Genomic DNA, 10,885 nt, shown 5'->3' on the forward strand with positions numbered 1-10,885 from the left:
GGCATCGACCTGCACCGCCGCCAGCGCGCAGTTCGGATAGCGCAGCTTGGCATCGATGATCTCGGTCATCGACAGCACATTGATGGTGTCGGCGATGGTGCTGCTGTTGGCATTCGCAGTCAGTCGGCGGATGCGCACCTGCCACTGGCTGCCCGTCGGAAGATCGACGCGGCGGCTGCGCTCGTACTGGCTGGTGGTCTTGCCACTGAAAGCATCGTTCAGCACGGTGCTGAACGGGCCGCCATCGGTGGACAGGTCCACCGCATACATGATGCGGTAGCCCTCGGTATCACCGTTTTCGGTGTTGGTCTTCTGCAGCGCAGGCACGGCAAAGCGGATACGGACCGCTGACAGGTCGGCACCGGACACGGTGCGTACCACTGGCGCATCGCTGCGCAGTTCGACGTTGACGCCGACTTCGTTCTCGATCGAGGGGAAGCCGCTGATGTGTTCCTGGTCCTGGGTGCCCGAACGCGTCTGCACGTCCACGCCGGAGAAGTTCAGCGTGCCGTCCGGATTCTCGATCGGCACCTGGTCCAGGTAGATGGACTGCTTGCCGGCAACCAGGCCACGGATCTCGCCTTCGCTGGCCAGGTCGATGATGCGGGCAACCGCCATCGAGTGTAGGCTGTCCGGCGTTTCCACCGGCGTACGTGCGTTGCTGGCGCCTTTCTTTGCCCCGGCCAGCGTGGGCATGGGTGCACTGCGCTCACGCTGTGCGGATTGAATGATCTGGTTCAAAACTGGTCCTCCGCCAGGATGCCGCCGCTGATCACGGCCGAGCCGATGAACATGCCTTTCTTGTCGTGCCCGCCGTAAGCGACCGGTACGGGATTGCCCTGTGCCTGGGTGTTGACGGTGCCGTTCATGCTGTAGCTGGGGGCGTTGTCGGGGGAGTCTTTTGCTGCCAGTCCCTTCGGTTGCGGAGAGAGCATCTGGGTGACTCCACCGACAACCATGCCTATACCCGTTGTGACGAGCGTTGCGCCACCGGCCCAGGATGTGTAGGTGCCCACAACAATCAGGACAATACCGATAAGGGTCTGCAGCACGCCTCCACGCTTGCTGCCCACCATTACCGGCGCGATGCGGATGTCATCCTGTCCCGGCGGATCGTGCAACTGATCCCGCGACAGGTTCTGCCGGCCGTTGAACACGGCGAACTCCATGCCCTTGGACTTTGCGCCCATCAGGTACTGCTGGAAGCCGGGAACCAGCACGCACAACGCATGGATGGCCTCGGCGGGACTGTTCACCGCCAACCGGAACTTGCGCCCGAAGCGAGCGCCCAGCTTGCCGTACAGGCGGATGGTACGAAGACGGTCAGTCATGGCGCACCTCGCGATGGCGGACGATGCAACGGGTGCGTTCGGCCCACATGCCGCCGTAGGGCACGGTTTCGGACAGGCGGCCATGCAGGTGATGCAGCATCTGCCCGTCGCCCAGGTAGACGCCGGCGTGATTGGTCACCGGCGAGCGGATCTGCATCAGGATCATGTCGCCCCGCCGCGGCTCGCCTTCGATCAGGTCGAAGCCTTCCGCATGCAGTCGTTCAAGGCTGTACAGGTCCTGACCCTTGTCCCACCAGTCGTCGTCGCGGGTGTAGTCGGACAAGGAAATGCCCAGTTCACGCGCGTGGAAGTCGCGCACCAGGCTGTAGCAGTCCAGCACACCGTGGGCGAACTGTCGGCCGACCAGCGGCGCGGCATAGCCATTCGGGTGGATGGTCTGCAGATCACCGCATTCCGGCGCCTCGCCATCCACCTGACCGACGCTGACGATGTGCCAGGTCAGGCCACTGTGCTCGCACATCACCCGATCCGCATCCGACGGTGTGGCCGCCGCGTCCGGATGGCTGTGCACCAGGGCCAGCACCTCGCCCTTGTCCTCGGCGACGGCATAGTCCTCGGCCGGAAGGCGGAAGTGTTCACTGGGCGTACCCGCGAGGTTGCGGCACGGCAGATAGTGCTCGTGGCCTTCGATGGCCACGATCAGCCCGCAGCACTCGCGCGGGTACTCGGCCACGGCATGTACCTGGATGGCCTGCAGGGTTGTTGGTTGCATGTTTCACCCAAAAAAATAGCCCGCGCGAGCGGGCCTGGAAGTGGAGAATCGGAAGCGCTGGATCAGGAGCGGAGCAGGCCGGCCGCCGGGAAGCCGCCATAGGGCAAAGGCTTGTCCTGGCCGAAGCGCATCTTGCAGCTGCGCACACGGCCGCCGCACTGGTCGCGGGCGGGATCATCGGTGGCAACGTCGTCGCCATCGGCAACTGCGGGACCGTTGTAGCCGCAGTAAGGGCCGCGGTAGCCACCGCGTACCAGCCAACCACACATGCCGGCGATGATCTGCCGGCCGGGCAGCTGTTCGCCGTTGAGATCGATGGCTGTAGTCAGCTCGAACTCCACCATCTGCTTGTCTTCACCGACCTTGCGCTCGATGAACCAGACCTCGTCAGGGAAGTGCTCTGCCGGATCGGCGCTGGGATTGCCCTCTTCGAAGTTGGCAGCATCCAGGTACTTGGCCAGCGTCTGCCGGCGTATGACGCGGGCGCCGACCAGATCATCGAACAGCAGGCACATCGCGGTGATGCGGCCATCAATGTTGCTGACCCGAAGCTTCGGGTTCGGCGGCTGGTCGCTGGTTCGTTCAAAGCCACTGGCTTCGATCGGCCAGGGGCCGTACTCCTGACCCTGCCAGATGATCACACCGCTCTGCAGGTGCGCGTGGAAGAACAGCTGGTCGGCACCGAAACTGCTGGCGTCCAGTTCGAAGACGGTAATGCGGCCACCCGGCTCGAGTTGCTGGGCATCGGCGGTGATCATGAGTAGGTCTCCTGTGTTGCGGCACGCAGTTCGCGTGAATGTGGCAGGCCGGATGGTTCATTGCTGGGTGCCGGTCTCCCGGCGCCGCAAACGAGGACACGATGACCAGGCGGCAGGGAGTTATTGGTGGTGAAGCAGTGGAGCTGGCTGTGCTGGATGGCGGGTGTCTTCATGTCAAAGCTCCGCATCGCCGAAGACCAGGATCTGCGAAGTGGTGGACCACACCAGAACCGCGCCTGCGCCCTGCATGTTGCTGGAGAGGGATGCCATCACCGCCATATCGGGAGTGCCTTGCCACCCAGGCATGCCGCCGTCGAAATTGACGAGCTCGGCCACCCGTCCGAAGCCGACAAGGTTCAAGTGGCTGGATGATGAGGTAACAACGGGCGAGACGCGCTTGCGCACTTTGAACGGCACGCAGGCACGCGTGTCACCGTTGGCGGTATAGGTGATACCCACCAGGCGATTCACATCAACCACTTCGTAGTAGCGCTGGCACAACAACAGTTCCAGCGCCTCCGGCCGGCGATCGAAGTCGGTCGCGGTATCGCCTTCCTCGATCTGTACTTCAGCCAGATAGACCACGCCACTCTTCTGCCCCGCCCCGAAGGCACGGCCGGCGAAGGTGGCGCCGGCGTCAAGCCACAGGCTGAGCTGCAGGTAGTCACTGGATCCAAGGGTTCTGCCGGCGATACCAGGGACGTCCACGGTCAACTGATGCCAACGCCACATCGTGTCGAGCGTGATCGCACCACCAATGCTGTCAGCGGCCGTCGATCCATTGGCGCCGAAGGATTGCTGGAACTCAAGACCCACCTTGAAATTGTCGACCGTGGCCCGCGCCTTGAAGCTGATCGTGACCCGTTTCCCGGCGAACGTCCGCACGTCCTCGATGCGCTGCTGGACGAGTGCCATGTTGTCCGCACCTGCAGCGCTTTCAACGGCGAGCTTCAGCATGTACCTGGAGCCTGCGAGCAACCTTCCGCCCGCACCGCCACCTGCGGCAATATCGTCGCGTGATGCCGAGATGGTGCTGCCCTGCGCATTCACCAGCCATCGATCTGCGGTGTAGCGCGCACCTGTCGCGGCCGCGAAGTTGCTTCCACGTTGCCACACCCGGAAGTCGCCATTGATCAGGCGGTTGCGGCCTGCCATGCGGCTGTCCAGGCTGTCGACCGCTGCCTGCACCTCGTCCAGGCCCGCGTAGACTTCAGCGAAATTCTCGTTGACCTTGGTGAACGCCGGGCGCTGTGTTTCACCCCGTTTACCATTCGCCTGAATGGTATCGAGGTCGATTATCTTTCTTGTCATGTTTTGGTCCTCGTCGCCTACGACATGCCTCAGGCACGATGGCAACAATGGCGTTTGTGGGTCACGAGGCAGCGTCCGCCGCTGGCCATTCGAATGCCTCGGGCTGTGGTAACAACACCTTCAGCTGCTCCCAGGTCTGCACTCCGTCCGTGCACTCGATCGCCATTCGCTGCTGGGCAATGCTCACCGCATCACGCCAGGCGACCATGGCGACAGCCTCCTGGGCAAAGCGCTGAACGGAGCTGTTGATGTAGCTGCAGCAACTCTCGATCGAGTCGTAGCCGCGCGCTTGAATGTGCGTCAGCATCCATTCCCACGCGTGCCCACGCAGAACCCGCTGATGTTCGGGCGAATTGACTGCGTAGGGAGGCGGAGCCGGCTGCGCTACATTTCCGGCCATCAGCCACTCCTGGTAGCCCCCCCACATCCAGTGTCCGCGAGGAATGAAGGTGCCGGTCTCCGTGCATTTGATGATGTCGGCTTGGTCGGTAAGTTGATACATGTCAGATCTCCGCGTCTGCCGTCCAATGGAAGGAAGAACCCCAGGTTCCCGCAGCCGAAACGTAATTGACCTGCGCGCCGGACTGGCCTGGATTGACGATCGCGGTAACTGTGCCAACGCCACCATCTGCACCCGCTATTCTTCCGGCCGCGCCGGTGACATCGCTGTAGACGGTGTAGGCCGGCGTCGCCCGCTTCAGCACCCGGCATCGGATATGCGATGTACTGCCTATACCGACCGACCGGTCATAGAACTGGTTGTCCCGACCGGCACCATCGGCAGTTCCCGGAGCAACGTCGACGTTGTAGCTCTTCTCGTAGTAACGCTGGCACAGAAGCAGCTCCTCCGAATCGTTGCGATGCTCGTACTCGGTTGCCACGGCGCCCTTCTGCAGCTGCATGCAGGTGAACGAGAAGGAGCCAGACTGAGCCGTGAGCGCACCTGCGTAGGCCGCCGGAGCGACCAGGTCCACGATCACATGGAGCTTGCTGTTCGGCCCCACTTTCTTGCCTGTGATGCTCGGCAGATCAACAGTGAAGGAGCGTAGGGATGCTGCCGTTCCGATCTCCTGTGCCTGGGCGTGAACGATGACGTCGGTCGATCCATTCGTCCCGAAACTCTGGATGAAGCGCACACCGATCTTCTTCCCGGGCGTGCTCGCCCAGGTCTGCATGCTCAACGTCACCTTCGAGCCTGCCAGTGTCTGTACACCTTCTACCGGCTGGGTGAAGAACGCCTCGGTGGAGGCCGTCGATCCGGAAAGAGCGCAGTTCATGTAGCTGGCTACACCGAACTCCGGCGTTGCAAACTCCTGCCGGCTTGCCGCTATCTGCCCGGCACCGGTGCACACGATCTGGAACCTGTCCGGAACATACACCGCAAGAGGGGAAACAACCGTCCTGCTCAACCCTCGCTGCCAGAAGCGGAAGGCACCATTGATCAGGCGGTTCCCCGCTGAGATCCGCAGGCCAGTGGCCCCATCCAACGTCTCTCGGATTGCGTTCTGCACATCATCCAGACCGTCGTAGACCTCCGCAAAGTTCTCGTTGATCTTGGTGAACGCCGGGCGCTGTGTTTCACCTCGCTTTCCATTCGGTTGAACGGAATCAAGGTCGATCGTCTTTCTTGCCATTGCTGGTTTCCTGAAGTCCGGGTGGCCGCATAGGTACAACCTCGTGGCCGTTGATGGGCATGGCCGTTTCTGATCAGAGCTCAGCGTCGGCCCACCAGTGCCACCACCCGCCCCATCGGCCTGGGTTGTTGGTCCAGCTCACTTCGTAGCCGGATGGAGATGCGTAGTTGACCAGGCAGGGAACGCGGGAGATGTTGTCTTCCGCGATGTGTCCATCCTGCTGGATGTTGTCGGCCGAGATGATCATCACGTAAGGATGTGCGCGCTTGGCCGAATGGAATCGCACGCTCTGGTAGTGGGCCGTCCCCTGGGTGTTCAGCGAGAATGCCTCGCGGCCCTCGTTGTGCGGCGTATTGGGCTGGATCTCCAGGTTGTAGCTCTTCTCGTAATAGCGCTGACACAGGGCCAGTTCCACGCCGGGTGGTCGCCAATCGAATCGCGTCGCGGCACGCCCGGATTCGACCTGGAACTGGGTGAAACCGAATGAACCGTTCTGGCCTGCCAGTGCACCTCCGTAGCCACCGGCGCAGAGATCGAAGACCACGTAGATGTGGTCGTTGCCGTTGCTACCCAGCTGCTTGCCCTTGGTGCTCGGCAACGTAACGGTAAGCGACTGCCGCGTTGCCCCGGTGGTCAACGTCAGCACACCCGCCTCGGTGGATGTCTGTGCCGCAGGCGACCCACCGGTTCCGAAGTCCTGGATGACCCGCACCCCCACCTTGCGGCCGGCCACGTCGCCGTTCGCCCAGACCGAAATCGTGATTGCGCCGCCAGCACTGCGCACACCTTCGATCCTCTGCCCCATCCAGGCACCACTGCTGGCGACGGCCCCGGAGACCGTGCAGACAAGGATGGAGCGGGTGTCGTCCGGATAGCCGATCTGCTGGCCGTCATACACCACGCGCTGGATGTCCTGGCTGCAGTTCAACGCAGAGTTGGAGAAGCGATCGGCGAAGAATGTTTCCGCCCCGAGCGTTCCTGCCCCGCTGCCGACCCGGCCAGAGTTCCGGCGTTGCCAGAACTGCAGGCCGCCGTTGATGAGGAGATTTTTGCCCGGGACGCGCTCGGTAATGGCATCGTCCACGGTCTCCGGGATCTTCGCCACTTCGACCAGTGCATCGTAGACCTCCGCGAAGTTCTCATTGATCTTGGTGAATGCCGGGCGCTGTGTTTCACCCCGCTTTCCGTTCGGCTGAACGGAATCGAGGTCGATGATTTTCCTTGCCATTGCCATCTCCTACGGCTGGTACGTCTGTTCGAACGTCGCGGTGATACTGAACACCGATCCACCCAGATGGCTGTCGGTATAGGTGTCGCAGCCGTACAGACCGGTTCCCAGCGGGCCTCGCCAGAAGAAGCTCTGGCCCACATGGCCATCCAGGAAGGCCACGATCTCGCTGATCGTCCTGCGGTTGCCGACGAACTGCAGCTGGTAGCTGCGCAGGCGGGCGTTGAGCCCATCCGGCGCAGCTTGTGCGTATCCATCGCCGAAGCGCGCACGCTTGACGGTGGCAGTGGTGGTGCCCGTGCTCTGGCTGGTTGCTGCCCAGGTAAAGGTATCGGTCATCGTGCTGCACTCCTGCTGAGGACGCCGCCAGCCTTCATGTCACGCATCTGCAGGTCGCGGTACTTGCGTTCCACGAACTGGCCGATCTCGTTGCCGAACTGCTGCAGCATGCTTTCGTTGCTGGTGACTTCCTTGCCGCCGTTGTTGTCGATGCGGATGCTCACACCCACTCCACCGCCACCGCCGCCGTGCGCGGCCACACCCAGGCGACCGTCCGGGCCACGCTGCAGCGGCATGATCGCTTCCGGTCCCGCTTCACCGAATACGCCGGCGCCTTTGGCGAAGGCGAACAGTTGCGGGGTGTTGTAGACACCGCCGGAGTAGGCCGACAGGCTGGGCGACTGGTAGACGCCACCGTTGGCGTTGGCCTCCACCCCCGTGCCATAACCGAGCAGGCCCGTGATCTTTTTGACACCCCAGACGATTGCCTGCTGGATGGCGATCATCTTGAGGTCGGCGATGATCGACTTGGCCAGTTCCTTGTAATTGGACTTGCCCGTTTTCACGAAGCTCTGCAATGCCGCCTCGGCGCCGGTGAATGCCTTGGAAAATGCATCCTGGGTGGACTTGGCGGAGTTCTCGGCCTTTTCCATGTAGTCGCCGAGCGCACTGCCGAAACCCTTCCGGAACCCCGACAGCCCCTTGGCGTCCTTGTCATCCTTGCCGCCCTTGCTATCGCCGGCCTTGGCGTCCTTGGGAGCTGCCAGGACCGCTGTGGCCGCGGCCGCCGCCTCCGTCGCCGTGTCCTTGGGCGTCAGGTCGACCCCCATCAGGCCGGCGATCTTCCTCGCCCCCCAGACCAGCGCCTGCTGTGCGGCAATCATTTTCAGGTCGGACAGGATGGACTGGGCCAGCTCCTTGTACTTGGACTTGCCGGTAGTCACGAAGCTGCGCAGGGCTTCGTCGGCGCCGGTGAACGCCTTGTCGAAGGCCTTCTTGGCGGCCGTGGCGGTGTTTTCGGTCTTCCCGATGTAGTCACTGAGCGCGCCACCCAGGCCCTTGCGGATGCCCGCCAGGCCCATATCGTCCTTTTCCGCCTTCTCTTCCTTCTTCGCGGCCTTGCCTGCGTCACCGCCCGCTGCGGCCGCGCCGCCCTTCGCTGTCGCCTGCATCTGTGTGCTCAGGGCGGCCAGCTGCGTGGACAGTGCGGTGACCAACGAGGCGCTGGTGGTCAGCACAGCATTGAATGCCTGCTGCACCGTATTGATCTTTTCCAGCTGTCGCTGGAACTCCTGTGTGCTGCTGGTCATCTCGGTCATGCTGCGCCTTGCCGCCTGCATGGCTGTTTCCAGTGCGTTGCTGGCCTCCACGGTGGCCCGTGTGCTGCCAGGCGATGTAGTGCTCATTGAGTGTTCCTCGGGAGAGTCGGCTCCGCATCGGCGGAGTCGGGACCGGCCATCGGCGTTGCCGCGATGGCCGGCTCATTCCTGTTGCATCTGCTCCAGGGCAGCGCGTTCGATGACGCGGATGGCCGCCATCACCTCGTCGTACTGGTCGCTGTCGAGCGTTTCGCGCTCCAGCTCCCGGTAGACCACGTTGTAGTCCAACCCGATCGGGCCACCTGCGCCGACGCGCCACTGGGTGGCAACCCGCGAGAAAAGTTCGATGGGAAGCACGCACTCCGGCCACAACTCGACCTGTGGCGGCGGAAAGTGCTTTGCCTTCAATCCAAGCTGCATCAGCTCGGATTCGGTGGGGGCCCGCCAGTACAGGGCCCCCACCGCCTCGATCAGTTTCCCTTGCGTGCGACCTGCAGGGCCTGGGTGTAGCCACCGATGATCGCGCCATCAAGGCCGGCCTGCTGCTGCAGCGCCAGCTCGACGCCGGCGGTGTCCAGCGCCACATCGGCGTCCCAATCCACCACGATGTCGAGGATCGCCTGTGCCACGCTCAGCTCGTCCTCGGCCAACCGTTCCAGCAGACTGGCGTAGTCAGCCACCGGCAGATGACGGTAGGTCAGGTTGAGCTTCTGCTCGCGACCGTGACCGATGATGGTCAGGGTGCTCCTGAAGCTCTCCGGCGCCTTTACCTGGAACATCAGGCGCCCTCGACCAGGATGGAGTCAGCCAGCGCGGTAAAGGTCGCGGTGGTGCCCATCGGGGTGTTGGCGGCCATGGTCGGGTCGCCGTTGTAGCTCAGGTAGCCGTACCAGTACAGCACGTCGCCGCCGACCAGCCTGGCACGCAGGATCACCGGTTCGCCCTTGGCGTCGACGTTCTTCAGGGCCGAGTACCACGGCTTCTTCGGATCGTAGAACAGCGGCAGGGTGATGGTCTTGGCGTTCTTGAAGGTCGGCATCTGCACCTGGCGACCGGTCGGGTCCTCCAGCAGCGTGCCGCTCCAGTACTGCTGCTCGCCACCGGCGGTGGTCGGGTCGCCCTGCTGGTCCAGGTCGACGAAGACACCGGCCTTGCGCAGCACGCCGGCACCGCTGGTGGCGGGGAACAGCACGTTGTCGGTGGTGTCGATACCAAGCAGTTCAACGCTGCCGGTGGCTTCAGCACCGGCACGGGTCGCGCGGTTGTTCAGGGCCGGCCAGCCCGGCAGTTCAATGACCACCACATCGCCGGTGTCGACGCTGTTGGCAGCGACGCTGGCCAGTGCCGGCGCGGCCTTGGAGATGGCGGTGGTAGCGATAGCGGTGGAGATGACCGGTGCGAAGCCGAACTGGGTGCCCTTGGGAAGCTTGAGTGCCATGGTGTATTTCCTCGTTGGATAAGAAAAACCCGGCGGTTGCCGGGTTGGGGTGTTGCACGGATGAAGCGGTTTACAGGTCGGCGTACCACAGGCCGAAATCGAGCCGCGCGCCGTACTTGCGCAGCACGGGTTCATGCACGGCGACTGCAGCGCCGAATGACTCGGCCGTCGGCAGTCCCGCGCAGACCTTGTCTTCGATGTCGCGGATCAGGGTGTTGGCCTGGGCGCGACTGTCTGCCCAGACGGTCAGCTGCACGCGAGCGTGCTTCTGTCCGGGAATGGAACCTTCGTTGAACCACACGGACTGTCCACCCACCTGCTGGTAGACAGCACACGGGTAGATGACCGGTTCCGGGGAAACATCGGGATGCAGCCGGCCCTGCAGCAGGGGGCCCAGCAGCGCGTGCAGCTGTGCTTCGTAACTCATTGCAGTGTCCTGGTTGGCGTCACTCAGGCCGTGCCTGAAGACTGTTCGGTGAACAGCACCGTGGTCTGGCGCCGACTGAAGTCCGGGGCAACACCGGTGATGTCGAAGACCCTGCCGTCGTGCACGATGCGCATGCCTGCCTGGATGCCGGCCTGCCGCGCGGCCGCAAGGCGGACATGGAACCGCTGGCGGCGGATCGTTGCCGGCAGTCGGCTGTCAAGCGTCAGCCGCTGCACACTGCCGGTGGCATCGGCGGTGATGGCGGTCCATAGTTCCGCCACCGGCTGCCAGGCATCCAGTGGTTGCCCCCAGGCATCGAGTCGACCGTCCTGGCGCTCGACCCGGATGCGGCGGTTGAAGTGGCCAGCGTTCATGGGATCGCCGCCAGTCGGTAGGGATCGAGCAGCGCGGCGACGCCGATCGGCAG

The 10,885-nt window shown here is 63.3% G+C and carries 14 protein-coding genes and 1 pseudogene; all 15 read right to left on the minus strand.

Annotated elements, in window-relative coordinates; all coding sequences use genetic code 11:
- Window positions 1-741, minus strand: a pseudogene (locus DBR20_RS20210) (host specificity protein J); the annotation flags it as partial.
- Entirely contained in the window at window positions 738-1,331 is a 594-nt protein-coding gene (locus DBR20_RS20215) for a tail assembly protein (protein ID WP_108268014.1), read from the minus strand. The pseudogene DBR20_RS20210 and the gene DBR20_RS20215, both read right to left, overlap by 4 nt.
- Window positions 1,324-2,064, minus strand: a complete 741-nt coding sequence (locus tag DBR20_RS20220) for a C40 family peptidase (RefSeq protein WP_108268016.1) — start codon at window positions 2,062-2,064, stop codon at window positions 1,324-1,326. Before DBR20_RS20220 ends, DBR20_RS20215 begins: the two co-directional genes overlap by 8 nt.
- A gap of 62 nt (window positions 2,065-2,126) precedes the next feature.
- Window positions 2,127-2,822, minus strand: a complete 696-nt coding sequence (locus DBR20_RS20225; RefSeq protein WP_108268018.1) for a phage minor tail protein L — start codon at window positions 2,820-2,822, stop codon at window positions 2,127-2,129.
- Between the two features lie 174 nt (window positions 2,823-2,996).
- Window positions 2,997-4,133 carry a hypothetical protein gene (locus DBR20_RS20230; RefSeq protein WP_108268020.1) on the minus strand — a complete coding sequence of 379 codons (1,137 nt, stop codon included), beginning with the start codon at window positions 4,131-4,133 and terminating at the stop codon, window positions 2,997-2,999.
- A gap of 61 nt (window positions 4,134-4,194) precedes the next feature.
- The gene (locus DBR20_RS20235) at window positions 4,195-4,635 is read right to left on the minus strand and encodes a hypothetical protein (protein WP_108268021.1); all 441 of its coding nucleotides are present in this window, start codon (window positions 4,633-4,635) and stop codon (window positions 4,195-4,197) included.
- A 1-nt stretch (window position 4,636) separates the two neighbouring features.
- A complete protein-coding gene (locus DBR20_RS20240) occupies window positions 4,637-5,767 on the minus strand; it encodes a hypothetical protein (protein WP_108268023.1) in 1,131 nt (376 codons plus the stop codon).
- A 73-nt stretch (window positions 5,768-5,840) separates the two neighbouring features.
- Window positions 5,841-6,995 carry a hypothetical protein gene (locus DBR20_RS20245; RefSeq protein WP_108268025.1) on the minus strand — a complete coding sequence of 385 codons (1,155 nt, stop codon included), beginning with the start codon at window positions 6,993-6,995 and terminating at the stop codon, window positions 5,841-5,843.
- A gap of 9 nt (window positions 6,996-7,004) precedes the next feature.
- Window positions 7,005-7,334, minus strand: coding sequence for a phage tail protein (locus tag DBR20_RS20250; RefSeq protein WP_100554442.1), 330 nt, complete (start codon window positions 7,332-7,334; stop codon window positions 7,005-7,007).
- Window positions 7,331-8,680, minus strand: a complete 1,350-nt coding sequence (locus DBR20_RS20255; RefSeq protein ID WP_108268027.1) for a phage tail tape measure C-terminal domain-containing protein — start codon at window positions 8,678-8,680, stop codon at window positions 7,331-7,333. Before DBR20_RS20255 ends, DBR20_RS20250 begins: the two co-directional genes overlap by 4 nt.
- A gap of 75 nt (window positions 8,681-8,755) precedes the next feature.
- On the minus strand, window positions 8,756-9,013 hold the full coding sequence (locus DBR20_RS20260) for a DUF1799 domain-containing protein (protein WP_108268035.1): 258 nt from the start codon (window positions 9,011-9,013) through the stop codon (window positions 8,756-8,758).
- A 50-nt stretch (window positions 9,014-9,063) separates the two neighbouring features.
- On the minus strand, window positions 9,064-9,372 hold the full coding sequence (locus DBR20_RS20265; RefSeq protein ID WP_100554440.1) for a phage tail assembly chaperone: 309 nt from the start codon (window positions 9,370-9,372) through the stop codon (window positions 9,064-9,066).
- Window positions 9,372-10,031, minus strand: coding sequence for a phage tail protein (locus DBR20_RS20270; protein WP_108268029.1), 660 nt, complete (start codon window positions 10,029-10,031; stop codon window positions 9,372-9,374). The genes DBR20_RS20265 and DBR20_RS20270 overlap by 1 nt, the downstream gene beginning before the upstream one ends.
- 70 nt (window positions 10,032-10,101) lie before the next feature.
- Complete coding sequence (locus DBR20_RS20275) at window positions 10,102-10,458, minus strand: DUF3168 domain-containing protein (protein ID WP_108268031.1); 357 nt, start codon at window positions 10,456-10,458, stop codon at window positions 10,102-10,104.
- 23 nt (window positions 10,459-10,481) lie between these two features.
- Window positions 10,482-10,832, minus strand: coding sequence for a head-tail adaptor protein (locus DBR20_RS20280; RefSeq protein WP_108268033.1), 351 nt, complete (start codon window positions 10,830-10,832; stop codon window positions 10,482-10,484).
- Window positions 10,833-10,885 lie beyond the last annotated feature (53 nt).

This window comes from Stenotrophomonas sp. HMWF023, from assembly GCF_003060985.1.
In the GTDB taxonomy this organism is placed as follows: Bacteria; Pseudomonadota; Gammaproteobacteria; order Xanthomonadales; family Xanthomonadaceae; genus Stenotrophomonas; species Stenotrophomonas lactitubi.

Excerpts from the sequence above, each read along its gene's own strand:
- DBR20_RS20260 (WP_108268035.1), bottom strand. The coding sequence starts at position 9,013 with ATGCAGCTTGGATTGAAGGCAAAGCACTTTCCGCCGCCACAGGTCGAG.
- DBR20_RS20255 (WP_108268027.1), bottom strand. The coding sequence starts at position 8,680 with ATGAGCACTACATCGCCTGGCAGCACACGGGCCACCGTGGAGGCCAGC.
- DBR20_RS20220 (WP_108268016.1), bottom strand. The coding sequence starts at position 2,064 with ATGCAACCAACAACCCTGCAGGCCATCCAGGTACATGCCGTGGCCGAG.
- DBR20_RS20265 (WP_100554440.1), bottom strand. The coding sequence starts at position 9,372 with ATGTTCCAGGTAAAGGCGCCGGAGAGCTTCAGGAGCACCCTGACCATC.
- DBR20_RS20230 (WP_108268020.1), bottom strand. The coding sequence starts at position 4,133 with ATGACAAGAAAGATAATCGACCTCGATACCATTCAGGCGAATGGTAAA.
- DBR20_RS20235 (WP_108268021.1), bottom strand. The coding sequence starts at position 4,635 with ATGTATCAACTTACCGACCAAGCCGACATCATCAAATGCACGGAGACC.
- DBR20_RS20275 (WP_108268031.1), bottom strand. The coding sequence starts at position 10,458 with ATGAGTTACGAAGCACAGCTGCACGCGCTGCTGGGCCCCCTGCTGCAG.
- DBR20_RS20250 (WP_100554442.1), bottom strand. The coding sequence starts at position 7,334 with ATGACCGATACCTTTACCTGGGCAGCAACCAGCCAGAGCACGGGCACC.
- DBR20_RS20240 (WP_108268023.1), bottom strand. The coding sequence starts at position 5,767 with ATGGCAAGAAAGACGATCGACCTTGATTCCGTTCAACCGAATGGAAAG.
- DBR20_RS20280 (WP_108268033.1), bottom strand. The coding sequence starts at position 10,832 with ATGAACGCTGGCCACTTCAACCGCCGCATCCGGGTCGAGCGCCAGGAC.
- DBR20_RS20225 (WP_108268018.1), bottom strand. The coding sequence starts at position 2,822 with ATGATCACCGCCGATGCCCAGCAACTCGAGCCGGGTGGCCGCATTACC.
- DBR20_RS20270 (WP_108268029.1), bottom strand. The coding sequence starts at position 10,031 with ATGGCACTCAAGCTTCCCAAGGGCACCCAGTTCGGCTTCGCACCGGTC.
- DBR20_RS20245 (WP_108268025.1), bottom strand. The coding sequence starts at position 6,995 with ATGGCAAGGAAAATCATCGACCTCGATTCCGTTCAGCCGAACGGAAAG.
- DBR20_RS20215 (WP_108268014.1), bottom strand. The coding sequence starts at position 1,331 with ATGACTGACCGTCTTCGTACCATCCGCCTGTACGGCAAGCTGGGCGCT.